Source organism: Streptomyces sp. NPDC101191 (genome assembly GCF_044767915.1).
In the GTDB taxonomy this organism is placed as follows: Bacteria; Actinomycetota; Actinomycetes; order Streptomycetales; family Streptomycetaceae; genus Streptomyces.
The window spans coordinates 112,977-136,397 of the sequence record NZ_JBIWOU010000016.1 but is presented as its reverse complement, the minus strand read 5'-3'; the positions used below and the strand labels follow the sequence as shown (position 1 = coordinate 136,397).

18 protein-coding genes are annotated in these 23,421 nt (G+C 72.8%); 12 read left to right on the top strand and 6 right to left on the bottom strand.

Features of this window, described 5'->3' with window-relative positions; translation table 11 throughout:
* Window positions 1-208: 208 nt before the first annotated feature.
* Window positions 209-556, top strand: a complete 348-nt coding sequence (locus ACIRQF_RS37675; protein WP_404099486.1) for a hypothetical protein — start codon at window positions 209-211, stop codon at window positions 554-556.
* A 6-nt stretch (window positions 557-562) separates the two neighbouring features.
* Here the strand turns inward: ACIRQF_RS37675 and ACIRQF_RS37670 are convergent, their stop codons facing one another.
* A complete protein-coding gene (locus ACIRQF_RS37670) occupies window positions 563-3,181 on the bottom strand; it encodes a DUF6185 family protein (RefSeq protein ID WP_404099484.1) in 2,619 nt (872 codons plus the stop codon).
* Window positions 3,182-3,355: 174 nt separating this feature from the next.
* Here ACIRQF_RS37670 and ACIRQF_RS37665 point away from each other — a divergent pair, with 174 nt between their 5' ends.
* Together ACIRQF_RS37665 and ACIRQF_RS37660 are read left to right on the top strand one after the other, a co-directional pair.
* On the top strand, window positions 3,356-3,766 hold the full coding sequence (locus tag ACIRQF_RS37665; RefSeq protein WP_382487282.1) for a hypothetical protein: 411 nt from the start codon (window positions 3,356-3,358) through the stop codon (window positions 3,764-3,766).
* A gap of 87 nt (window positions 3,767-3,853) precedes the next feature.
* Entirely contained in the window at window positions 3,854-5,299 is a 1,446-nt protein-coding gene (locus ACIRQF_RS37660; RefSeq protein WP_376630641.1) for an aminopeptidase, read from the top strand.
* A 261-nt stretch (window positions 5,300-5,560) separates the two neighbouring features.
* On the opposite strand, the gene ACIRQF_RS37655 is transcribed toward ACIRQF_RS37660, so the two are convergent.
* Both ACIRQF_RS37655 and ACIRQF_RS37650 read right to left on the bottom strand, forming a co-directional pair.
* On the bottom strand, window positions 5,561-7,396 hold the full coding sequence (locus ACIRQF_RS37655) for a glycoside hydrolase family 3 protein (RefSeq protein WP_404099480.1): 1,836 nt from the start codon (window positions 7,394-7,396) through the stop codon (window positions 5,561-5,563).
* Window positions 7,397-7,805: 409 nt separating this feature from the next.
* Window positions 7,806-8,717, bottom strand: a complete 912-nt coding sequence (locus ACIRQF_RS37650) for a LysR substrate-binding domain-containing protein (RefSeq protein ID WP_404099478.1) — start codon at window positions 8,715-8,717, stop codon at window positions 7,806-7,808.
* 100 nt (window positions 8,718-8,817) lie between these two features.
* Here ACIRQF_RS37650 and ACIRQF_RS37645 point away from each other — a divergent pair, with 100 nt between their 5' ends.
* The 4 genes from ACIRQF_RS37645 (at window position 8,818) to ACIRQF_RS37630 (ending at window position 11,859) form a co-directional block, all read left to right on the top strand.
* The gene (locus tag ACIRQF_RS37645; RefSeq protein ID WP_404099474.1) at window positions 8,818-9,735 is read left to right on the top strand and encodes an EamA family transporter; all 918 of its coding nucleotides are present in this window, start codon (window positions 8,818-8,820) and stop codon (window positions 9,733-9,735) included.
* Window positions 9,732-10,496, top strand: a complete 765-nt coding sequence (locus ACIRQF_RS37640) for a hypothetical protein (RefSeq protein WP_404099471.1) — start codon at window positions 9,732-9,734, stop codon at window positions 10,494-10,496. The genes ACIRQF_RS37645 and ACIRQF_RS37640 overlap by 4 nt, the downstream gene beginning before the upstream one ends.
* A gap of 27 nt (window positions 10,497-10,523) precedes the next feature.
* Complete coding sequence (locus ACIRQF_RS37635; protein ID WP_404099469.1) at window positions 10,524-11,096, top strand: AAA family ATPase; 573 nt, start codon at window positions 10,524-10,526, stop codon at window positions 11,094-11,096.
* Window positions 11,097-11,364: 268 nt separating this feature from the next.
* A complete protein-coding gene (locus tag ACIRQF_RS37630; RefSeq protein ID WP_404099466.1) occupies window positions 11,365-11,859 on the top strand; it encodes an SAM-dependent methyltransferase in 495 nt (164 codons plus the stop codon).
* On the opposite strand, the gene ACIRQF_RS37625 is transcribed toward ACIRQF_RS37630, so the two are convergent.
* Complete coding sequence (locus tag ACIRQF_RS37625; protein WP_404099463.1) at window positions 11,840-12,916, bottom strand: LacI family DNA-binding transcriptional regulator; 1,077 nt, start codon at window positions 12,914-12,916, stop codon at window positions 11,840-11,842. The genes ACIRQF_RS37630 and ACIRQF_RS37625 overlap by 20 nt on opposite strands.
* A gap of 128 nt (window positions 12,917-13,044) precedes the next feature.
* On the opposite strand from ACIRQF_RS37625, the gene ACIRQF_RS37620 reads away from it, so the two are divergent.
* The 3 genes from ACIRQF_RS37620 to ACIRQF_RS37610 are packed head-to-tail and all read left to right on the top strand — an operon-like array spanning window position 13,045 to window position 16,156.
* Window positions 13,045-14,196, top strand: coding sequence for a Gfo/Idh/MocA family protein (locus ACIRQF_RS37620; protein ID WP_376630629.1), 1,152 nt, complete (start codon window positions 13,045-13,047; stop codon window positions 14,194-14,196).
* Entirely contained in the window at window positions 14,193-15,356 is a 1,164-nt protein-coding gene (locus ACIRQF_RS37615; protein ID WP_404099460.1) for a dihydrodipicolinate synthase family protein, read from the top strand. The genes ACIRQF_RS37620 and ACIRQF_RS37615 overlap by 4 nt, the downstream gene beginning before the upstream one ends.
* A 26-nt stretch (window positions 15,357-15,382) precedes the next feature.
* Entirely contained in the window at window positions 15,383-16,156 is a 774-nt protein-coding gene (locus ACIRQF_RS37610; protein ID WP_404099511.1) for a sugar phosphate isomerase/epimerase family protein, read from the top strand.
* A 148-nt stretch (window positions 16,157-16,304) separates the two neighbouring features.
* On the opposite strand, the gene ACIRQF_RS37605 is transcribed toward ACIRQF_RS37610, so the two are convergent.
* Complete coding sequence (locus ACIRQF_RS37605; protein WP_404099458.1) at window positions 16,305-16,778, bottom strand: DUF937 domain-containing protein; 474 nt, start codon at window positions 16,776-16,778, stop codon at window positions 16,305-16,307.
* Window positions 16,779-17,130: 352 nt separating this feature from the next.
* Between ACIRQF_RS37605 and ACIRQF_RS37600 the strand changes: the two genes are divergently transcribed.
* Complete coding sequence (locus ACIRQF_RS37600) at window positions 17,131-19,344, top strand: ATP-dependent RecD-like DNA helicase (RefSeq protein ID WP_404099456.1); 2,214 nt, start codon at window positions 17,131-17,133, stop codon at window positions 19,342-19,344.
* A gap of 179 nt (window positions 19,345-19,523) precedes the next feature.
* A complete protein-coding gene (locus ACIRQF_RS37595) occupies window positions 19,524-20,813 on the top strand; it encodes a citrate synthase (RefSeq protein WP_376630622.1) in 1,290 nt (429 codons plus the stop codon).
* 362 nt (window positions 20,814-21,175) lie between these two features.
* Here the strand turns inward: ACIRQF_RS37595 and ACIRQF_RS37590 are convergent, their stop codons facing one another.
* Window positions 21,176-23,401 (bottom strand): heavy metal translocating P-type ATPase, encoded by a 2,226-nt coding sequence (locus ACIRQF_RS37590; RefSeq protein ID WP_404099454.1) that lies wholly within the window; start codon window positions 23,399-23,401, stop codon window positions 21,176-21,178.
* Window positions 23,402-23,421: the final 20 nt, after the last annotated feature.

Below are 23,421 nucleotides of genomic sequence, written 5' to 3'. Positions count from 1 at the left end.
GCGGGACGCCGGGCGGGGCGTCGAGGCGGTCCGCGGGGCGCCGGGCGGGGCTTTGAGGCGGTCCGCGCGGGGCACCGGGGCGGGGCGCCGAGGTGCTCCGGGCGGGGGCGCCGGGGCGGGGCGTCGAGGCGGTCCGCGCGGGGGCACCGGCGCATCTGAGTACGACCGCTCATGACGGCGAGGGCCGGCGGCGGGTTGGATCGCTTCCATGAACGACCTCCTGCCGCCCGCCGCGGCCCCCGCCCCGAGCGAGGCCCACCGGTTCCGCGTCCGCTCCCTGTGGGCCGGCCTGCTGCTGATCCCGGCAACCTTCCTCGTCGTGGTCCTGGCCCTCGCCTCCGAGCGCGGGACGGCCTGCGTCATGCAGGGGACCTGCGCCGACATCCCCGGCCCGTTCTACCTCGGCACCCTCGCGGTGGCGCTCGGCGCGCTGATATGGACCCAGACCACCCCGGACGGCACCCCGCCGGCCCCGTCCCGCAAGGCCGGCCTCGCGGTACTGCTGGGCGCCGACCTGTTGTTCCTGAGCCTCGTCGCGGCGCACTTCGCCGGCTGACCGTGGTCAGTGCCCCGACGCACCTTCGCCGCCGGGGCTCGTGCCGATCGGCCCCTGATGGTCGATGAGGACCACCGGCGGATCGGAGCTGAGCTGCTGCCAGATGGTGACGAGTGCCACGAGCTGGGCGACGAACAGCGCGATCTGGGCGGAGGCGCTCCGCATCTGGTAGAGCGACAGCAGCAGCCCCGCCCGGGTGGGCCAGTAGCGGCGCTCCCGCCGGAAGGTGTCGATATCGAGGATCGTGCCCGTGACCGTCAGGATGAGGATCGTGAACGCGGCGTCGAGCACCTCGTTGTTGCCCGACTGCCTGGCGAGAGTGTTCCCGAGCTGGTCGACGAGCAGCGGTAGCGCGTAGACGAGCCCCACGCCGCAGCCCCGCCCGGGTCCGCGGCGCCCGGGCAGGACCCGCCACAACGCCCCCAGGGCGAAACCGGCCCCCGCGTAGATCAGCTCCGTGCTCGCCACGTTCATCGCGACCTCGACGAAGCCGAAACGCTGGCTGAACCTGTCGGTCCACGCGTTGCCGCGGACGTGGTTCATCCAGAGCAGCACGCCGTTGGCGGGCAGGCCGACCAGCGCGGCGACGGCCGCCGCTCGGCAGGCGTTGTCCCACCAGCCGGCCCGTGGGCCCCAGGCGAGGGCCAGTTCCACGGGCCCGACGGAGTGCGGCAACGGGACGCGCTCGTGCGGGTGCCGCGGGTTCGGCGGGGTCCAGCGGTGCAGCCGGTCCAGCTTTCGCTCGACGGCGGCCCGCTCCACCTCGGTCTGTCCCTGCTCCAGACGTCGCAACTCGGCATGCAACTCACGGTGTTGCCGTGCCATGTTCATCAGCCTGGTCCGGTGGCGTTCCCCGACGACCTGATGGAGCGGGACTCCGGGGGTGACTTCCCGGGCGAGGACGGCGCCGCGTCTGCCGACCGCGAGCAGGGCGGTCAGTGCGAACCACAGGACGGCAAGCGAGATGAGCGGCAGCGGGACTCCGCCGTACCAGCCGACGACCGGGGCCACCGCCACGACGAAGAACACCTTGAGGAACGCCAGTTCTGACGGCAGCAGTGTCTCGCCCGTGTGGCCGGGCGCCGTCCGCCAGGCCCGGGCCACGGCGACCAGCGCGAGACCGGTGGTCCACCACCAGACGTAGCCGGGGATCCAGTCCAGGAAGTTGGAGGGGAACCAGCGCTGGTCGTTGAAGACGACGGCCGTGTGGAATGCGGGATAGGCCGTCCCGTCGCTCTGTTCGGCCAGCCACGACACCCGGTCCCACCAGCTCTCCGTCGCCACCATGCCGGCCGCGGGCAGAGCGCAGGACGCCAGCGCCAAGGCGGCGAGTACGGCGGGGGAGAAGCGGCCGGAAGACCGGGGGCCACCGGCCGGCGGCGGGTCCGAGTCCCGCCACAGCCGCAGGCAGGTGCTCACCAGGCCGACCAGCCAGACGAAGATGAGGGCGGCGCAGGCGAGCGCGAACCAGTACGCCCCACCCGCGTCCGCGAAGGCCGCGACCTCCGCGGGATCGTCCACCCAGTACAGGTACATGCGCTGCGGCAGTCCGAAGAGCTCGGGCCATCCCACCAGGGTCACGACGTATCCCACGGTGAGCGTCACCGCCGCGGTGGCGGCCCGGCCCGGTCGTCCGACGCAGCAGAGCAGCAGGCCCAGGGCGGTCGACACCGCCAGGGTGAGTCTCTCCCAGTGGTCCGTGAACCAGATTCCGCCGCCCCCGTGCTCAACCTGCTGCGCCAGTGCGCTGAACACGTGGTCGTCCACCGAGTGGACGACGGTGATCAGCAGCCACACGAGAACCAGCAGTCGGAGGTTCCTCTGAGTTGCCTCCTCGGCGGCCGTGGGCAGCGCCAGCGGCGGGCGGTGGGCGAGAGCGCGGACCAGGGCCAGGGACAGCGCGGCGACCACGAGGTCCCAGGTGAGCCCGGCCAGAGTGTTGGCCACGTTCCACGGGTAGCTCGACCAGCGTGCGTAATTGGCCTTGGCGGCGGGCGGCTGGAGCAGGAGCCGCACCTCGGGCGGTGGCAGGGAGCTCTTCGCCGGTGTGGTCCAGGTCAGCGCGGTGGCGGTGCCGACCGTCGGGGTCGGCGTGACCGACCGTGCGGGCTCGCCGCCGAGATCGACCCGCACCTCGGACCAGCGGGCGCCGGCCAGCGCGTCGGGCGGGGCGAGTGCCAGGGCCCAATAGCGGTCCCCCGCATCGATGTGCCAAGGCCCGACGTCACGGTCGCCCTGGGCGGACACCCAGGTCACGGTCCGCTGCCGCACAGTGATCCAGACCTTGTCGGCGGAGACCTGCGGCTTGCGGTACTGCCACTCGGTGTCGCGATACTGCATCGGCACGTCCGCGGAGCGCATGAGACACCGCATGGCCGTGCGGTACTCCTCCGTGTCCTCGCTGAGGAGCAGGTACGGGGCCCACATCCACGTCCTGGGTATCTTGATGTCGAGTTCGGAACTGACCTGGGTCGATTCCTGGCCCGTATGCGCGAAACGCACGGAGGCTCTCACGTCGGCGCCGCTCAGGGTGCGCTTGACGCAGAGGTTGTCCGGCGGTTCGTCGGCAGCCTCCGCGGTGCCGACGCCCAGAGCGAGCAGCAGGACGGACACCGTCGCCGTCACTATGGCCGCCGGTAAGAACCCCACCCGGGAATGTGTCATGCAGAACCCCCACCCGTCCCCCTGACCAGGGGCGGCAGCGTACCGAAGATCGACCCGTGCCCCCAGGGGGCGGGGAATGCAACCGATCGGCGCCCGGGTGCGTCGTATGCACATACGAAAGAAGCGGGGGGAGGCGTGCGTGTGTTCGAGGTGAGCGTGGTGAGAGCGGGCCGGCGGCCCTTCGCGTATCTGCTCGCGCTGGTCCTCGCCGCCGGGGTGCTCGTCCTGGCCGGACCCGCCGCCAAGAGCGCCGACGCCGCGTCCGTGTGCACCGGGCGGCCCACCCGCACCATCGGTTTCGCCACCGGGGAGCTGCGGCTCTACCGCACCCGGCACTACGTCTGCGCGATCGCCGTGGCGAAGGGGCCCGGCGCGCCACGGCCCATGTCGGTGTCGCTGCAGCCGCGCGGCGGCCGGGCCGCCGTCAGCGCGGGGCGGTTCGGGCGGCAGGCCGGACCGGTCACCGTGCACGCGCTCAACCGCTGTGTCCGGGCCTCCGCGACCGTCGCGGGTCGCGGAACGGCCACCGGCTGGATCCTCTGCTGAACCATAGGTAAGTCCCAACCGGGTCTGGCGGCCCGCACGTTCGCCCCGCTAGGTTCACGACACCGTTGTGAACCAAGGGGAGGGTGAATGCGCAAGTCGCTGATATGGGCGCTGTCGCTTTCGGTGCTCATAGGCACCGCCGGCTCGACCGGCGTGGCTACCGCCGCGGACTCGGAGACCGGCCACACGTCCGTCGCCGACTCGCAGAGCACGGACATCAAGGACCGCATCCTGGCGATCCCCGGGATGAGCCTGATCGAGGAGAAGCCGTACGCCGGCTACCGCTACTTCGTCCTGAACTACGAACAGCCGATCGACCACCGCCGCCCGTGGGCGGGCACGTTCCAGCAGCGGATCTCGGTCCTCCACAAGGACACGGACCGCCCCACCGTCTTCCGCACCAGCGGCTACGGGCTGAGCACCACCCCGAGCCGCAGCGAGCCGACCCGGATCGTGGACGGCAACCAGATCTCCATGGAGTACCGCTTCTTCACCCCGTCCCGGCCGCAGCCGGCCGACTGGTCGAAGCTGGACATCTGGCAGGCCGCGAGCGACCAGCACCGCATCTTCACGGCGCTCAAGTCGGTCTACGGCAAGAAGTGGCTCTCCACCGGCGCCTCCAAGGGCGGTATGACGGCCACCTACTACGAGCGCTTCTACCCGAAGGACATGGACGGCGTCGTCGCCTACGTGGCGCCCAACGACGTGGTCAACAAGGAGGACTCGGCCTACGACCGGTTCTTCGAGACGGTCGGCACCAAGGACTGCCGCGACCGCCTGAACGCCATGCAGCGCGAGGCACTGGTGCGCCGCGAGCCGCTGGAGAAGAAGTACGCGGCCTGGGCCGCGTCCGAGGGCGCCACCTTCAACACGGTCGGCTCGCTCGACAAGGCCTACGAGGCCGTCGTGCTCGACTTCGTGTGGGGCTTCTGGCAGTACTACGGCCAGGACGTCTGCGACCAGATCCCGGACGCCGCCACGGCGAGCGACGACGCCGTCTACGAGACGATCGACGCCTACTCCGGCTGGTCCGCCTACAGCGACCAGGGCCTGGAGGGGTACACGCCGTACTACTACCAGGCGGCGACCGAGCTCGGCTCGCCCACCATCAAGCAGCCGCACCTGAAGGGCCTGAGCCGCTACGGCTACCAGCCGGCCAGCTCCTTCGTGCCGCGTGAGATCCCGATGAAGTTCAAGCCGTGGGTCATGCGGGACGTCGACACCTGGGTCCGGCAGAACGCGAACCACATGCTGTTCGTCTACGGCGGCAACGACCCGTGGGGTTCCGAGAAGTTCCGCCTCGGCAAGGGGGCCCGCGACAGCTTCGTGTACGTCGCGCCGGGCGCCAACCACGGTGCCAACGTGGCCGGTCTCGTCGAGGCCGAGAAGGCCAACGCCACCGCCCGCATCCTCGCGTGGGCCGGGGTCGACGCCCCCGCCGTGCAGGCCGCCAAGCCCCTGGCGCGCTTCGACGCCCGCCTCGACAAGGCCGTCGACGAGGACGCGACCCGCGAGCACGGCCTGCGCCCGTAGCTCCGTGCCGTACGCCGTGAGCCGGCACCCCGTCTCCTACGGGTGCCGGCTCACGGCCGTCACAGGGGCGGTCGGGGGCCGGTTCCCGGCCTCCGGCCGCCCCCGTTACCGGCTTCCGGCCAGCAGCTACCGGCTCCGGCTCCGGCTACCGGCCACCCGGCTTCCGGCTACTGGCCACCCGGCTTCCGGCCACCCGGCTTCCGGCCACCTGCCAGCCGGATTCCGTCCACGGTCACCAGGCTGCCAGTGGACGGTCAACGGTCAGCGATACGAGAGGCCGTGGCCGACCGGGTAGAGCACCCGGGTCGGGTCCGTGGCGCTCTGCACCGCGACGGGGAGCCTTCCCCGGGGCCGGGCGTGACCGGTCATCACCCGTACGGCGGCGCGCATCTCGACGTCGGTCCAGGAGTACGTGGCGAGCGAGGCCCGCTGCCCGGTGACCCGGGCGACGTCGTACGGGTTGCGGAGCGCGATCGTCACCACGGGCACCCCGGTCGCCGTGAGCCTGGCCAGCAGGGCGAGCTGGCTGGTGGTCGCGGTGAGGTTGTACGTGCCGACGACCACGACGTCCTGCCCCGCCGCGGCCGCCACCGCCTGCTCGATCAGGGCCGCGGTCGGGACGCTGCCGGTGGACAGCGCCTTCGCCGTGAAGCCGAGTTCGGTGAAGGCTGCGGCGAGGACGCCGGTCGGCGGCCCCGTGGTGCCGGAGGGCGAGGCCGGGTCGGCGCCGACCACCAGCACCTTGGGGTGGGTGCGGCGGCTCAACGGCAGGAAGCCGTCCTCGTTGACCACCAGGGTCGTGGTGCGCTCGGCGATCCGGTCGGCCTGGGCGAGGTGGCCGGCGGCGCCGACCACCCGGTCCACCCCGGCGTGGGTGACGTAGGGGTCGTCGAACAGGCCCAGCTTCGCCTTCATCCGCAGGATGCGAAGGATCGATTCGTCGAGCCGCTCCTCGGTCAGCTCGCCGCCCTTGACGGCCTGCACGACGGCGTTCCAGGCCACGTCCAGCTTCGGAGGGTTGAGCAGCTGGTCGGCGCCCGCCTTGAGGGCGAGGACGGGGACGCGGTCGTCGCCGTACTTGGTCCGCACGCCCTCCATGCTGAGCGAGTCGGTGACCACCACGCCGCCGAAGCCGAGCCGTTCGCGCAGGATGCCGGTGAGGATCGGGCGGGACAGGGTCGCCGGGTCACCGCTCGGGTCGAGCGCGGGGACCACGATGTGCGCGGTCATGATCGACTCGATGCCCGCCCGGATCGCGGCCTGGAACGGCGGGGCGTCTATGGCCGCCCACTGCTCCGCGGTGTGGGTGATGACCGGCAGCCCGTTGTGGCTGTCGACGGCGGTGTCGCCGTGCCCGGGGAAGTGCTTGGAGGTCGCCGCGACGCCGGCCCGCTGATAGCCCTTGACCTGGGCCGCGACCAGGCCGGCGACCGCCTCGGAGTCGGCGCCGAAGGAGCGGACGCCGATGACCGGATTGGCCGGGTTCACGTTGACGTCGGCGACCGGGGCGTAGTCCTGCCGGATGCCGAGGGCGGCGAGCTCGGCGCCCGCGATCTGCCCGGCCTTGCGGGCGTCGGCGTGGGAGCCGCCCGCGCCGAGCGCCATCGCGCCGGGCAGCAGGGTGGCGGGCCTGCCGACCCGGGCGACGACGCCGTGCTCCTGGTCGGTCGAGATGAGCAGCGGGACGGGGGTGCCCTGGGCGAGCGCGGCCCGCTGGATGCCGTTGGAGAGGTCGGCGATCTGGTGCGGGTCGCGGGTGTTGTGGGCCCACGTGAAGTAGATGACGCCGCCGACGTGGTAGCGCTCGACGAGCTCGGCGGCGGTGCGGACGCCGATCTCCTTGAGGTTGGCGTCGATGTCGGCCTGGTCGGGTGCGGTGGCGGAGTGGCCGTAGACCCGCATGACGAAGAGCTGGCCGACCTTCTCCTCCAGCGACATGCGGGAGACGAGGTCCTGGAGCCCGCGGTCGTCGTGGCGACCCTCCGCGGCGTGGGCGACGGGGGCGGTCGCGCCGGTGACGGCGGCGGCTGCCGCCGCCGCGGTCACCGTGAGCAGGGTGCGTCGGGACGGGGCGGGCGAGGGGGCGCGGTGGTGCACTGGTGCTCCTTCCGGCCGTGCGAGGTGGGAGGAAGAGGTGAAGGAAACTTCCAAGGAGCCACGGATAGCCGGAAAGTAACTGCCAGGTCAAGGATCCGCGCAAGAAACGCGGCCCGGCGCCGGGGCGTCACCCGGTCGCCGCGGCCTTTGCGGCTTTCCGGCGCACCCGACCGTCGTCGTGCCCTCGCCCGCCCCGCCGACGTGGCACTCGGGCCGTGGGGCGCCCACCCCTCGTGCTCTCGCCCGCCCTGCCGTCGTGGCACTCGGGCCGTCACGCGCCGCCCCCTCGTGCCCTCGCCCGCCCCGCCCGCCCGCGCGCCGGCATTCCGCCCGCCCTCGCGCGCCGGCACCCCGACCGCCCGCGCGCGCCGGCACTCCGACCGCCCTCGCCCGCCCCGCCGCCGGCGGCTCACTCCGTCGAGGCGACCTCGGGCCAGAGGCCCTGGAGCGTGCGGACCGTCTCGGTGATCGCCGGTCGGCGGGCGGCGCCGGTCCGCCACAGGGCGCGCAGCCGCCGGGTCGGGATCGGGTCGAGCCGCAGCGGCACCGCCTCCGGCGGCAGGGTTCCGCGCCCGAGCCGCGGCACGAGGGCGATCCCGAGCCCCGCCGCGACCAGCGCCACCTGCGTGTGGTTCTCCTCGGCCTGATGGGCGATCAGCGGCTCGTACCCGGTGGCCCGCAGCGTCCGCATCAACCAGTCGTGGCACACCGTCCCGGGCGGCTGGGTGATCCAGCGCTCCTGGCTGAGCTCCTCGCGCCGCACCGTGTCCCGCGTCGCCAGCGGGTGCTCCCGCGGTACGAGGATGTCGCAGCGGTCGTCGCCGATCACCGCCTGCTCCACGCCCGGCGGTACGGGGAGCGGGGCGATGTCCCAGTCGTGCGCCACGGCCAGGTCGAGCACGCCCCGCGCCACCAGGTCGACGGACAGGTGCGGGTCCACCTCCGACAGGCGGGCGTCGAGGTTCGGGTGACGGCGCGCCAGGTCCGCCAGCACCCGCGGCATCAGGCCGCGCGCGGCGCTCGCGAAGCAGCCGATCCGCAGCCGGCCCGCCGGCAGCCCGCGCCGCTCCTCCAGGCGCACCTCGGCCTCCTCGACCAGCGACAGCAGCCGCTCGGCGGTGTCGGCGAGCTGACGGGCCTCGTCGGTGAGGCGCACGCCCCGGCCGCTGCGTTCGAGCAGGGTCGTACGGGTCTCCCGTTCCAGCTTGGCGATCTGCTGGGAGACGGCCGAAGGGGTGTAGCCGAGGGCGGTGGCGGCGGCGCCGACCGTGCCGTGCACGGCGACGGCGTGCAGTGCCCGCAGACGTCCGAGATCCAGCACACGAGCCTCCCAGGGGCGCCGTGGATGTAGTGATGCTTCATCCAACCATGAAGGAATCCGTGCTGGTGCTACACGTTCCGGTCGGGCGATCCTCATGCGTATGCGCCCCGCCCACATCGCTCTCGCCGCCCTGGTCGCCGCCCTCTGGGGAGTCAACTTCGTCGTCATCGAGATCGGCCTCGACCACTTCCCCCCGCTGCTCTTCTCCGCGCTCCGCTTCCTCGTCGCGGCCCTGCCGGCCGTCTTCCTCGTCGGCCGCCCCAAGGTCGCGTGGAAGTGGATCGTGGGCGTCGGGCTGGCGCTCGGCGTGGCCAAGTTCGGCCTGCTCTTCACCGGAATGAGCCTCGGCGCCCCGGCCGGCCTGTCCTCCCTGGTCCTCCAGGTCCAGGCGGTGTTCACCGCCCTCTTCGCCTTCCTCGCGCTCGGCGAGCGCCCCGACCGGATCAAGGTGCTCGGCATGGGCGTCGCCCTCGCCGGCATCGGCCTCGCCGCCCTCGACGAAGGCGCGTCCGGCTCCCTCACCGGCTTCGCCCTGGTGATCGCCGCGGCCGTCTGCTGGGGCGTCTCCAACGTGCTCACCCGCAAGGCCGCCCCGCCGGACCCGCTCAACTTCATGGTCTGGGTCAGCACCGTGCCCGTCCTGCCGCTGCTCGCCCTGTCCCTCCTGATCGAGGGCCCGCAGCGGGACCTGGACGCCCTGCGCGCGCTCGACTGGACCGGCGTGGGCGTCATCGCCTACGTCGCCTGGATCACCACCGTCTTCGGCTTCGGCGTCTGGGGCTGGCTGCTGCGCCGCCACCCGGCCTCCTCAGTGGCCCCCTTCTCACTCCTGGTCCCCGTCTTCGGCATGTCCTCCGCCGCGCTCGTCCTCGGCGAGCCGGTCAGCCCGCTGCGCTGGGGCGCCGCGGCCCTCCTGGTCGCGGGAGTGGCGCTGACGTCCTTGCAGCGCAGGGCCGTAGAGAAGCCGGGGGCTAAGGTGCTGGTGCCGACGTCCCACGGGGGAGCCACCACGACATGACCGGTCATCAGCCGCCGCCTCACCAGCCGTACCCGCCGCAGAACCACCAGCCGTACCCGTCGCAGCCGTACCCGCAGCAGCCCCAGCCGTACCCGCCGCAGCAGCCGCATCCGTACCCGCAGGCGCAGCCCTACGGCGCTCCCGCGCCCCAGGGCTGCGACGTGTGCGGCGCGCAGCCCGCGGCGGCGGCGACCGTACGTGCCCACCAGGGCATGGTCGTCATCATGCGCACGGTCACCCGTCGTGGCGTCCTCTGCCGGACCTGCGGCCTCGCCGTCTACCGGAAGATGACCTCCGAGACCCTGGTGACCGGCTGGTGGGGCCTCCTCTCCTTCTTCGTCACGCCGTTCGTCGTGCTCGGCAACCTCGGCGCCCGCGCCGCCTTCCGCCGGCTGCCCGAGCCGAACGGCGCCCAGCGGCCGCCCCTGGACCCGGGGCGGCGGGTGCTGCGGCGCGCGCCCGCGATGCTGGTCCTCACCCCGCTGGCCCTCGCCCTCGCGGCGATCCCGGTGCTGGTCGTGATCGGACTGCTCGCGGACGGCGAGGACGACGGCGAGGCGGCCGGGCTCTCCGTCGGCGACTGCGTCCGGAACACGGCGGAGTGGCCCGAGCAGACGCTGCTGAAGGTGGACTGCGGCTCGCCGCTCGCCGAGTACCGCGTCGCCGACGAGCCGCACTGCGGACCGTCCGACTACCTGCTGCGCGCCGAATACATGATCGACTCCCCGGGCCGGCCCGGCTACTGTGTCACGGCCAAGTGACCGTACGGTGCTGAGAGGCCGCCCCGCATGACCTTCGAGAACGTCACCGTCGACAGCCCCGAGCCGGCGCCCGGGACCGTCCTCCTCGTCGGCATCCCCGGCAGCGGCAAGAGCACCGTCGCGGCGGCCCTCGCGGCCCGCTTCGCCCGCTCCGCGCACATCGAGGTCGACAGGCTCCAGGAGCTCGTCGTCGAGGGCTGCCACTGGCCCACTCCCGACGGCGACCCGGAGGCCGACCGGCAGATCCTGCTCCGCGCCCGGAACGCCTGCCTCCTGGCGGACAGTTTCGTCACCGCCGGCTTCCTGCCGGTCCTCGACGACGTGGTGGTGCGCCGCTCCCACCTCGACTACTACCGCTCCCAGGTGACGTCGGGACCGCTGCACCTGGTCGTCCTGGCCCCGGGCCCCGAGAAGGCCTGGGAGCGCAACAACGCCCGCCACAAGCGCCTGACGACCAACTGGGCCTTCCTCGACGAGGCCATGCGCGCCGAACTCACGGGCGAGGGCGTCTGGATCGACAACGCGGAACAGACCGTCGAGGAGACGGTGGCGGCGGTGCTGGCGGCGGTCGGTCTGGACAGCGCCGTACGACCCGCCTGAGCGGGGCCGTGCGAATCGTCCAGACGAATCGTCTGGACGGATCGCCGGGATGGATCGGCGGGACGGATCGCCCGTACGGCGCGCGCACGAGCCGCCCGCCCGCCCGCCTGCCGCACGGACCCGCACGTCCACCACACGCCCCCTTCCGCCCGGCGTTCGTACGAAACCCACCCGTGCACCCGCCGTACGAGCCCGCCCCGACGGCCGCCACGGACGCCCGGCGGCCGCCCCCGTCCCCCGTCGACCCGCCTCAGGAGGAGACCGCCCCATGACCGAGCAGACCGAGCAGCCCGCGGTCGCCCAGCCCGTCGTCGCCCTGCCGGTCGGCCGGGTCGTCGGTGGTCGCGGCGACGTCCGTGACGACGCGTGGGGCGACGTGACGGCCGTCGTCCGGCTCGACGCCGCCCGGTTCGGCCCGGAGGCGCTGGCCGGCCTCGACGCGTTCTCCCACCTGGAGGTGGTCTACCACTTCGACCGGGTGCCGGAGGAGAGGATCGAGACCGGGGCCCGCCATCCGCGCGGCAACACCGACTGGCCGCTCGTCGGCATCTTCGCCCAGCGTGGCAAGAACCGCCCCAACCGCCTCGGTGTCTCCCGCTGCCGCCTCCTCCGCGTCGACGGCCTCGACGTCCACGTCCAGGGGCTCGACGCGGTCGACGGCACCCCCGGGCTCGACATCAAGCCGTACATGACGGAGTTCGGCCCGCAGGGCCCGGTCGACCAGCCGGAGTGGTCGACGGAGATCATGAGCCGCTACTACTGACCCCTTCGCCGCCCGTCACGCGCGGCCGCCCCGTCGACCCCCGCACCACGACCTCCGCCGGGACGGTCGCCAGGCCGCCCGGCGGCGTGTCCTCCGTGCCGAGGGCGAGGCGCCCGGCCCTGGCCCCGGCCTCGTGCAACGGCAGCCGTACGGTGGTGAGCGCGGGGACGACGTCGACCGCGAACGGCAGGTCGTCGAAGCCCGCCACGGAGACGTCGCCGGGGATGCTCAGGCCCCGGTCGCGCAGGGCTGCGCAGACGCCGAGCGCGACCGTGTCGTTCGCGGCGACGACGGCCGTCAGTTCCGGTTCGAGGCGCAGGAGTTCGATCGTGGCGTCGTAGCCGGACGACCGGTCGTAGGGGCCGTGGACCGTGGGTCCCTCGCCGGTCCCGGCCGCGCGCAGCGCCTCGCGGTGGCCCTCCAGGCGGTGCCGGGTCGTGGTGCGGTCGGCCGGCCCCGCGACGTAGCCGATCCGCCGGTGGCCGAGCGTCAGCAGGTGCTCGGTGAGCCGGCGCGCCCCGGCCCGGTTGTCGAAGGCGAGGGTCGAGGCGGCCAGACCCGGGAGCGGGGGTCGCCCGCACAGCACGACCCGGGTGCCGGCGTCCGTGAGCCTCGTCAGCTTGGCCGTCACCGCCGCCAGGTGCCCGGGGTCCTCCAGCGAGCCACCGGTGAGGATCACGGCGGCGGCCCGCTGCCGCTGGAGCAGGGTCAGATAGGTGAGCTCACGCTCGGGCGACCCGCCGGTGTTGCAGACGACGGCCAGCTTCTCGCCGCCGGCGCGGCCCGCCCCGGCCTCGCCGATGGCGCCCTGCGCGGCCCCGGCCATGATCCCGAAGAAGGGGTCGGCGATGTCGTTGACCAGCACGCCGACCAGGTCGGAGGTGGCGGCGGCGAGCGAGCTCGCGGGACCGTTGGGGACGTAGTCCAGCTCGTCGACCGCGCGCATGACCCGTTCGCGGGTGGCGGCGGCGACCGGGTAGTTGCCGTTGAGGACGCGGGAGACGGTCGCGGGGGAGACCCGTGCGCGAGCGGCCACGTCCGCCAAGGTGACGGTCATCGCGTGCGTACCTCCAGGGCCCTTGTCGGCGGTGATGTCGGCAGGCTAGCGTCCGGCACGATAGAAAGCGCTTTCCATCGTGCTTTCCGTCCTGTGGAGTACGGCTCGCCGGGGAGAGGAACACCTTCGTGACACGCAGAACGGTCCGCATCGCCATGAACGGCGTCACCGGACGCATGGGTTACCGCCAGCACCTCGTCCGCTCGATCCTGGCCCTGCGCGAGCAGGGCGGACTCGACCTCGGCGACGGCGAGACGCTGTGGCCCGAGCCGGTCCTCGTCGGTCGCCGCGAGCCCGCCCTGCGCGCCCTCGCCGAGCGCCACGGGCTGACCGAGTGGTCCACCGACCTGGACGCCGTGCTCGCCGACGACACCGTCGACGTGTACTTCGACGCCCAGGTCACCTCCGCCCGCGTCGACGCGATCACCAAGGCGATCGCCGCGGGCAAGCACGTCTACACCGAGAAGCCCACCGCCACCGACCTCGCCGGAGCGCTGGAACTCGCCCGGCTCGCCCGTGACGCCGGCGTCCGCCACGGCGTCGTCCAGGACAAGCTCTTCCTGCCGGGCCTGCGCAAGCTGAAGCGGCTCGTCGACGGCGGCTTCTTCGGCGAGATCCTGTCCGTGCGCGGCGAGTTCGGCTACTGGGTCTTCGAGGGCGACTGGCAGGAGGCCCAGCGCCCCAGCTGGAACTACCGCGCCGAGGACGGCGGCGGCATCGTCGTCGACATGTTCCCGCACTGGGAGTACGTGCTCCACGAGCTCTTCGGCCGGGTCACCACCGTCACCGCCCACGTCGCCACCCACGTCCCGCGCCGCTGGGACGAGCGGGGCAAGCCCTACGAGGCGACCGCCGACGACGCCGCGTACGGCATCTTCCAGCTGGAGGGCGGCGCCGTCGCCCAGATCAACTCCTCCTGGGCGGTCCGCGTGCACCGCGACGAACTGGTGGAGTTCCAGGTCGACGGCACCCACGGCTCCGCCGTCGCCGGCCTGCGCGACTGCCGCGTCCAGCACCGCTCCGCGACACCCAAGCCGGTCTGGAACCCCGACATACCGGCGACCGAGTCCTTCCGCGCGCAATGGCAGGAGGTCCCCGACAACACCGGGTTCGACAACGGCTTCAAGGCCCAGTGGGAGCTCTTCCTGCGCCACGTCGTCCTCGGCGAGCCCTACCACTGGGACCTGCTCGCGGGCGCGCGCGGCGTCCAGCTCGCCGAACTCGGCCTGCGCTCCGCCGCGGAGGGCCGCCGCCTGCAGGTCCCGGAGGTGACCCTGTGATCCGGCTGCCCGGTCCGGGCGGGGAGCTGCGGGCGTACGCACCGCGCGCCGAACCCCTCGCGGCCACGACCGGCGGCCCGCTGACCTCCCGTACGGTCTTCTCCGCCGCGCACGTCGTCGCCGACCCGTACGCCGACACCACCCCCGACGCACCCGCCGCCGTCGACTGGGACGCCACCCTCGCCTTCCGCCGCCACCTGTGGTCCCACGGACTCGGCGTCGCCGAGGCGATGGACACCGCCCAGCGCGGCATGGGCCTCGACTGGACCGGCGCGGCCGAACTGATCCGCCGCAGCGCGGCGGAGGCGCGCGCCGTCGGCGGCCGGATCGCCTGCGGCGTCGGCACCGACCAGCTCACCGGCCCGGCCGGTCTGCCGGCCGTCCGCGCGGCCTACGAGGAACAGCTCGCGGTCGTCGAGGAGACGGGCGCCCAGGCCGTCGTCATGGCCTCCCGCGCGCTCGCGGCCGCGGCCCGGGGACCCGAGGACTACGCGGAGGTGTACGGCCAGGTGCTCCGCCAGGCCGCGGAACCGGTCGTCCTGCACTGGCTCGGCCCCATGTTCGATCCGGCCCTGGAGGGTTACTGGGGCTCGGCCGACCTGGACGCGGCGACCGGGACCCTCCTGGAGGTGATCGCGGCCCACCCCGACAAGGTCGACGGCGTCAAGATCTCGCTCCTGGACGCCGGGCGGGAGGTCGACCTGCGGCGCCGGCTCCCCGACGGCGTCCGCTGCTACACGGGCGACGACTTCCACTACCCCGAACTGATCGCGGGCGAGGACCCGCCGGACGGCGGGCGGTTCAGCCACGCGCTGCTCGGCATCTTCGACCCGCTCGGCCCGCTGGCCGCAGAGGCCGTCCGGGTCCTCGACACGGGGGACAGGGCGGGCTTCCGCAAGCTCCTCGACCCGACCGTCGAGCTCTCCCGCCACCTCTTCCAGGCGCCGACCCGCTTCTACAAGACGGGTGTGGTGTTCCTGGCCTGGCTGGCCGGCCACCAGGAGCACTTCGTGATGGTCGGCGGCCTCCAGTCCGCCCGCTCGCTCCCCCACCTCGCCCGCGCCTACGAACTCGCCGACGGCCTGGGACTGTTCCCCGACCCGGCGCTGGCGGAGTCCCGGATGCGGTCCCTGCTCGACGTGTACGGGGTGTCCCGGTGAACCTCGACCGCTTCAGCGTCAACCAGATGACCGTCAGGCAGCTCGCGCTCCCGGACCTCGTCGCCCACTGCGTCCGCCTGGGCGTCCCCGGGGTCGGCCTGTGGCGCGCGCCCGTCCAGGAGTACGGGGTCGAGGCCGCGGCCGCGCTCGTTCGCGGGGCCGGGCTGGCCGTCACCACCCTCTGCCGGGGCGGCTTCTTCACGACCGAGGGGTGGGAGGAGGAGAACCGTGCCGCGATCGACGAATGCGTGACCCTCGGCACCGACACCCTGGTGCTCGTCTCCGGCGGCCTGCCGCCCGGCAGTCGGGACCTGGCCGGGGCCCGGACCCGCATCGCCGAGGCGATCGGGGCGCTCGCGCCGTACGCGGGGGAGCGGGGGGTCCGGCTCGCCATCGAGCCCCTCCACCCGATGTACGCCTCCGACCGCTGCGCGATCTCCACCCTGGACCAGGCCCTGGACATCGCCGAGCGCTTCCCGGCCGAGCAGGTCGGCGTGGTCGTCGACACCTACCACCTCTGGTGGGACGAGCGCGCCCCGGCCGCGGTCGCCCGCGCGGGCGCGGCCGGCCGTGTCCACTCCTTCCAGCTCGCCGACTGGACCACGCCCCTGCCGGCCGGAGTCCTCGACGGACGTGGGCAGTTGGGCACGGGGGCGATCGACCTGCCGGCCTGGGCCGCCCTCGTCGAGAAGGCGGGCTACACCGGCCCGGTGGAGGTGGAGCTGTTCAACGACGCGCTGTGGCGGAGGGACGGGGCGGAGGTCCTGGAGGAGACCCTGGCGGCGTTCCTGGCGGTGTGAGGGAGCGGGGTGAGCGGGAGGGGGTGTGCGGGAGGGGTTCGCACACGGGAGGACCCGCGGGCGCAGGGGCGCACACGGAGGACGCGTAGCCGGGGTGCGCGGGTGGTCCGTGCCCGGCGCGCCCTGCTGTCCGGGCTCGGCGCGCGCCCTACCTCCGCGCCCCGCCGCCCAGGATGTCCCCGAGCCCGGCGCCCCGCTTCGCCGTCGCGCGCCGGGTCAGCACGGCCAGGACGACCGGGACGAGCAGGTCGACCGCGCGGTGCACGGTCGGGGCCGGGAGGCCGGTCCTCTTCGCGACCGCGTCGGCCGCGGGCCGGGCCAGCTTGCCCAGGACGCCGGCCATCAGGCCGTCGCTCGCCAGGCCGCCGAACGTGGCGACGCCGCGGAGCGGCGGCTCGGCCGTGGAGACCTCGGCGAAGGCGGCCCGGACCTCGTCGGCACTGACCGGCTCGGCGGCGGCGGAGCGCAGTTCGCCGGAGAGCTCGGCCACCGAACTGCGCACGAGCTGCAGTGCCCCGGGGGCGTCCGTGCCGAACAGCCCGGAGATCTCCTGGAGCCTGTCGTCGCCGAGCTCCTGCAGGACGTCGTCCTCGAACGACGACTCACGCGCGGTGTCACTCATACCGGAAACGCTAAGGTCCGCCCCTTCCGTCGGCATGCCGGGAGGGCGGGCCGGGGGAACCGCCCGGCGCGGGGCCGTCTCCCGGGCGGGGGTGGCACGTACACGAATGATCCCGTGGATCCCGTGGATCCCGTGGATCCCGTGGATCCCGTGGATCCCGTGGATCCCTTGGATCCCGTGGAGCACGGGAGCACGGGAGCACGGGAGCACGGGAGCGCGGGAGGACCGGAGCACGGGAGCACGGGAGCACGACGCCGCACGCGCGGGGCCCGGCCGGCCCGAGTGCCCTGCCCCGGCCGCGCGGGTGTCCACAGGGGCCCCGGCTGTCCGAGGGCTTCGCTACCGTCGGACCATGTCCAATCCCGCAGTGGTCGAAGGGGTCCTGGAGCGGATCACCTACGCCAACGAGGAGAACGGGTACACGGTCGCCCGTGTCGACACCGGCCGCGGCTCCGGTGACCTGCTGACCGTCGTCGGGTCGCTGCTCGGCGCCCAGCCGGGGGAGTCCCTGCGGATGGAGGGGCGCTGGGGCTCCCACCCGCAGTACGGGCGCCAGTTCACGGTGGAGAACTACACGACCGTCCTTCCGGCCACCATCCAGGGCATCCGCCGCTATCTCGGCTCGGGCCTGATCAAGGGCATCGGGCCCGTCTTCGCCGACCGCATCACCACGCACTTCGGCCTGGACACCCTCCGGATCCTGGAGGAGTCGCCCCAGCGCCTGATCGAGGTCCCGGGCCTGGGTCCCAAGCGCACCAAGAACATCGCCGCGGCCTGGGAGGAGCAGAAGGCCATCAAGGAGGTGATGGTCTTCCTGCAGGGCGTCGGCGTCTCCACCTCGATCGCCGTACGCATCTACAAGAAGTACGGGGACTCCTCGATCTCCGTGGTGAAGAACCAGCCCTACCGGCTCGCCGCCGACGTCTGGGGCATCGGCTTCCTCACCGCCGACCGGCTCGCCCAGGCCGTCGGCATCCCGCACGACAGCCCCGACCGGGTCCGGGCCGGGCTGCAGTACGCGCTGTCGCAGTCCGCCGACCAGGGGCACTGCTTCCTCCCCGAGGAACGCCTCATCTCCGACGCGGTGAAGCTCCTCCAGGTCGACACCGGGCTGGTCATCGAGTGCCTCGGCGAACTCGCCGAGGACCCCGAGGGCGTCGTGCGGGAGAAGGTGCCCGGTCCGGAGGGCCTGCCCGTGATGGGGGTGTTCCTGATCCCGTTCCACCGGGCCGAGCTGTCCCTCGCCGGTCAGGTGCGGCGGCTGCTGTCCGCAGAGGAGGACCGGATGCCGGCCTTCCGGGACGTCGCCTGGGACCGCGCCCTGGCCTGGCTCGCGGACCGTACGGGGGCCTCGCTGGCGCCCGAGCAGGAGGCGGCCGTGCGGCTCGCCCTGACCCGTAAGGTCGCCGTGCTGACCGGCGGCCCCGGCTGTGGCAAGTCGTTCACGGTCCGCTCCATCGTGGAGCTGGCGCGTGCCAAGCGGGCCAAGGTGGTGCTCGCCGCGCCCACCGGGCGGGCCGCCAAGCGACTGGCCGAGCTGACCGGGGCCGAGGCCTCGACCGTGCACCGGCTCCTGGAGCTCAAGCCCGGCGGCGACGCCGCCTACGACCGGGACCGGCCGCTCGACGCCGATCTGGTGGTGGTCGACGAGGCCTCCATGCTGGACCTGCTGCTCGCGAACAAGCTGGTCAAGGCCGTGGCACCGGGTGCGCATCTGCTCCTGGTGGGCGACGTCGACCAGTTGCCCTCGGTCGGCGCCGGCGAGGTCCTCGGCGATCTGCTCGCGCCGGGCAGCCCGGTGCCCTCGGTCCGGCTCACCCGGATCTTCCGGCAGGCCCAGCAGTCCGGGGTGGTCACCAACGCGCACCGGATCAACGAGGGCCTGCCGCCCGTGACGAACGGCCTGCCGGACTTCTTCCTCTTCGCCGAGGAGGAGACCGAGGACGCCGCCCGGGTGGCCGTGGAGGTCGCGGCCCGCCGGATTCCCGCCAAGTTCGGCCTCGACCCGCGCCGGGACGTGCAGGTGCTGACCCCCATGCACCGGGGCCCCGCCGGGGCCGGCTCGCTCAACGGCCTGCTGCAGCAGGCGATCACCCCGGCCCGCCCCGACCTTCCCGAGAAGCGCTTCGGTGGCCGGGTCTTCCGGGTGGGCGACAAGGTCACCCAGATCCGCAACAACTACGAGAAGGGCGCCAACGGCGTCTTCAACGGCACGGTCGGCGTCGTGACCTCCCTCGATCCGGTCGAGCAGCGGCTCGTCGTGCGGACCGACGAGGACGAGGAGGTGGCCTACGAGTTCGACGAGCTGGACGAGCTGGCCCATGCCTACGCTGTGACCATCCACCGGTCCCAGGGCAGCGAGTATCCGGCGGTGGTGATCCCGGTCACCACCAGCGCCTGGATGATGCTTCAGCGGAACCTGCTCTACACGGCCGTCACCCGGGCCCGGAAGCTCGTCGTCCTGGTCGGCTCCCGTAAGGCGATAGCCCAGGCGGTGCGTACGGTTTCGGCCGGTCGCCGCTTTACCGCACTGGCCCATCGGCTCACAGGGGGCCCTCTCGTGTGAAAGATCACGGAGGACTTCCGGAACCGGGGCGAAGGGGGCAGGATAAGCAGGTTGGCGGCACTGAGTGCCGCCGATTGGCCCAATGGTCGACCCCGAGTGCACTCTCCTGAGCCAAATGGGGGATGGTAGAGACAGTCAGGGCACCTCGAAGAAGAGGCACTACGTCGGTGAGGGATGACGTGAGCGACAACTCTGTAGTACTGCGGTACGCGGACGGTGAATACACCTACCCGGTGGTCGAGAGCACCGTCGGCGACAAGGGCTTCGACATCGGGAAGCTCCGAGCCCAGACCGGTCTGGTCACCCTGGACAGCGGATACGGCAACACCGCCGCCTACAAATCCGCCATCACCTACCTGGACGGCGAGAAGGGCATCCTGCGGTACCGCGGCTACCCGATCGAGCAGCTGGCCGAGCAGTCCACCTTCCTCGAGGTGGCGTACCTGCTGATCAACGGCGAGCTGCCGACGGCGGACGAGCTCACGACGTTCCAGAACGAGATCACCCAGCACACGCTGGTCCACGAGGACGTCAAGAACTTCTTCCGCGGCTTCCCGCGGGACGCCCACCCGATGGCGATGCTGTCCTCCGTGGTCTCCGCGCTGTCCACCTTCTACCAGGACAGCCACAACCCGTTCGACGAGAAGCAGCGCCACCTGTCGACGATCCGGCTGCTGGCCAAGCTGCCGACCATCGCCGCCTACGCGTACAAGAAGTCGGTCGGTCACCCGTTCGTCTACCCGCGTAACGACCTCGGGTACGTCGAGAACTTCCTGCGCATGACCTTCTCGGTCCCGGCCCAGGACTACGACCTCGACCCGGTCGTGGTCTCCGCGCTCGACAAGCTGCTGATCCTGCACGCGGACCACGAGCAGAACTGTTCGACCTCCACCGTCCGCCTGGTCGGCTCCTCGCAGGCGAACATGTTCGCCTCGATCTCCGCCGGCATCTCGGCCCTGTGGGGCCCGCTGCACGGTGGCGCCAACCAGTCCGTCCTGGAGATGCTCGAGGGCATCCAGGCCAACGGTGGCGACGTCGATTCCTTCATCCGCAAGGTGAAGAACAAGGAGGACGGCGTCCGCCTGATGGGCTTCGGCCACCGGGTGTACAAGTCCTTCGACCCCCGCGCCAAGATCATCAAGGCGGCGGCGCACGACGTCCTGTCGGCCCTCGGCAAGTCCGACGAGCTGCTCGACATCGCGCTCAAGCTGGAGGAGCACGCGCTCTCCGACGACTACTTCGTCTCGCGCAACCTCTACCCGAACGTGGACTTCTACACGGGCCTCATCTACCGCGCGATGGGCTTCCCGACCGAGATGTTCACCGTGCTCTTCGCCCTCGGCCGCCTTCCGGGCTGGATCGCCCAGTGGCACGAGATGATCAAGGAGCCGGGTTCCCGCATCGGCCGCCCGCGCCAGATCTACACCGGCGTCGTCGAGCGCGACTTCGTCCCGGTCGAGGCCCGCTGACCGCAGGCCGCCGGCACCGCGCCGAGCGAAAGCGCCCCGCCGCCGATCCCCCCACGGGTCGGCGAACGGGGCGCTTCCCATATCCCCGGTGCGGATTCCCCCCACGGGATCCGGGCCGGGCGTCTGTTCGCGCGGTCTGCCGGGGTACGTACGGGAGGGCCGCTCAAAGCTCCCCGTGCACGTGCCCCGGCCGCGCTTGCCTGGGACGTCCCCCAAGACATCCCATGAACGTCCCCCAAGACGTTCTTGGCATCGCCCACTTAGACTCGCGAACAGCCCAGATGGTTACCCCCAAATATCTGTGATCTAGGTCTCTTTGTGAAGGTCTTGTGCGTCACATGTAGGTGAATTCGCATGATCACTCAGCGGAATCGCCGCAATCGCAGGCTGTTGGTCACCACGAAAACGGACGAAAAGGCCATCGCGAGCCCCGCGATCATCGGGTTGAGCAGACCCGCCGCGGCCAGGGGCAGCGCGGCCACGTTGTAGCCGAAGGCCCAGCCCAGATTGCCCTTGATCGTGGCCAGGGTGCGCCGGGAGAGCCGGATGGCGTCCGCCGCCACCCGCAGGTCGCCGCGGACCAGGGTCAGGTCGCTCGCCTCGATCGCCGCGTCCGTGCCGGTGCCCATCGCCAGACCCAGGTCGGCCGTCGCGAGGGCCGCGGCGTCGTTCACCCCGTCGCCGACCATCGCCACGGTGCGCCCCTCGGCCTGGAGTCGCCGGATCACGGCCACCTTGTCCTGCGGCAGCACCTCGGCGACCACCTCGTCGATGCCGACCTCGGCGGCCACCCGCTCGGCCACGGCCCGGCCGTCCCCGGTGAGCAGGACCGGCCGCAGGCCCAGGCCGCGCAGCCGGACGACCGCCTCGGCGCTGGTCTCCTTGACCGCGTCGGCGACCGTGAGGGTGCCGCGGGCCCGCCCGTCCCAGGCGACGTGGACGACCCCGGGGCCCGTCTCGCCGGGTACCTCGATCTCCTCGGCGGCCAGCAGCGCGGCGCGCCCGACCAGCACCAGGTGCCCGTCGACCGAGCCGCGCACGCCGAGCCCCGGCACGTTCTCGAAGGACTTCGGTACGGGCAGCTCGCCCACGCGGGCCGCGGCGCCGGCCGCGACCGCGCGGGCGACGGGGTGCTCGGAGGAGTGCTCCAGGGCGCCCGCGAGGCGCAGCAGCTCGGTCTCGTCGGCGCGCCCGGTGCCGTAGGCGCCGCCGTACACGTGCACCCCGGTCAGCTCCATGCGGCCGGTGGTGACGGTGCCGGTCTTGTCGAGGACGACGGTGTCGACGCGGCGCGTGGACTCCAGGACCTCGGGTCCCTTGATGAGGATGCCGAGCTGGGCTCCACGCCCCGTGCCGACCATGAGGGCGGTCGGGGTGGCCAGACCGAGGGCGCAGGGGCAGGCGATGATCAGGACGGCCACGGCGGCCGTGAAGGCGGCGGTGATGTCGCTGGTCACGAGGAGCCAGGCGACCAGGGTGCCGAGGGCGAGGAGGAGCACCACGGGCACGAAGACGGCCGAGATCCGGTCGGCGAGCCGCTGGACCCGGGCCTTGCCGTTCTGCGCGTCCTCGACGAGCTGGGCCATCCGGGCGAGCTGGGTGTCGGCGCCGACCCGGGTGGCCTCGACGACGAGGCGGCCGGAGGTGTTGACGCAGCCTCCGGTGACGGGGTCGCCGGGGGTCGCCTCGACCGGGACGGACTCGCCGGTGAGCAGGGACGTGTCGATGGCGGAGGCGCCCTCGGCGACGGTGCCGTCGGTGGCGATCTTCTCTCCGGGGCGGACGACGAAGCGGTCGCCGACGCGCAGCGCGGCCACCGGGATCCGTACCTCCGTGCCCCCGCGCAGCACGGCCACGTCCTTGGCGCCCAGCCGCAGCAGGGCGTGCAGGGCGGCGCCGGCCTTGCGCTTGGCGCGGGCCTCCAGGTAGCGGCCGAGGAGGATGAAGGTGACGACCCCGGCCGCGACCTCCAGGTAGATCGTGGAGGAGGCGTGGTCGCGGCTGACGGCGAGGCTGAAGTCGTGCCGCATGCCGCGGGTGCCGGCGTCGCCGAGGAAGAGGGCCCAGAGCGACCAGCCGAAGGCGGCGAGGGTGCCGACCGAGACGAGGGTGTCCATGGTGGCGTTGCCGTGCCGCAGATTGGTCCAGGCGGCCCGGTGGAAGGGCAGTCCGCCCCAGACGACCACGGGGGCGGCGAGCGTCAGGGAGAGCCACTGCCAGTTGTCGAACTGGAGGGACGGGACCATGGCGAGGAGGACGACCGGCAGCGAGAGCACGGCGGAGACGGTGAGCCGCTGCCGGAGCGCGGCGAGCTCGGGGTCCCGGTCGTGCTCCTCCTCCCCGGCGGCCTCCGGCTCGGGCGCGGGCTCCGGCGGCGGGGGTTCCTCGGCGGTGTAGCCGGTCCTGACGACGGTGGCGATCAGCGCGTCGACGGGCACCTCCGCGGGGTGCTCGACGCGCGCCTTCTCCGTGGCGTAGTTGACGGTCGCCGTCACCCCGTCCATGCGGTTGAGCTTCTTCTCGACGCGGGCCGCGCAGGAGGCGCAGGTCATCCCGCCGATCGTCAGCTCGGTGATCGTGGAGGTCATCAGCAGCGGTTTCCCAACAG

Bases quoted from the DNA above. Each gene is read 5' to 3' on its own strand.
- ACIRQF_RS37675 (WP_404099486.1), top strand. From the start codon at position 209: ATGAACGACCTCCTGCCGCCCGCCGCGGCCCCCGCCCCGAGCGAGGCC.
- ACIRQF_RS37660 (WP_376630641.1), top strand. From the start codon at position 3,854: ATGCGCAAGTCGCTGATATGGGCGCTGTCGCTTTCGGTGCTCATAGGC.
- ACIRQF_RS37645 (WP_404099474.1), top strand. From the start codon at position 8,818: ATGCGCCCCGCCCACATCGCTCTCGCCGCCCTGGTCGCCGCCCTCTGG.
- ACIRQF_RS37640 (WP_404099471.1), top strand. From the start codon at position 9,732: ATGACCGGTCATCAGCCGCCGCCTCACCAGCCGTACCCGCCGCAGAAC.
- ACIRQF_RS37635 (WP_404099469.1), top strand. From the start codon at position 10,524: ATGACCTTCGAGAACGTCACCGTCGACAGCCCCGAGCCGGCGCCCGGG.
- ACIRQF_RS37630 (WP_404099466.1), top strand. From the start codon at position 11,365: ATGACCGAGCAGACCGAGCAGCCCGCGGTCGCCCAGCCCGTCGTCGCC.
- ACIRQF_RS37625 (WP_404099463.1), bottom strand. From the start codon at position 12,916: ATGACCGTCACCTTGGCGGACGTGGCCGCTCGCGCACGGGTCTCCCCC.
- ACIRQF_RS37610 (WP_404099511.1), top strand. From the start codon at position 15,383: ATGACCGTCAGGCAGCTCGCGCTCCCGGACCTCGTCGCCCACTGCGTC.
- ACIRQF_RS37605 (WP_404099458.1), bottom strand. From the start codon at position 16,778: ATGAGTGACACCGCGCGTGAGTCGTCGTTCGAGGACGACGTCCTGCAG.
- ACIRQF_RS37600 (WP_404099456.1), top strand. From the start codon at position 17,131: ATGTCCAATCCCGCAGTGGTCGAAGGGGTCCTGGAGCGGATCACCTAC.
- ACIRQF_RS37590 (WP_404099454.1), bottom strand. From the start codon at position 23,401: ATGACCTCCACGATCACCGAGCTGACGATCGGCGGGATGACCTGCGCC.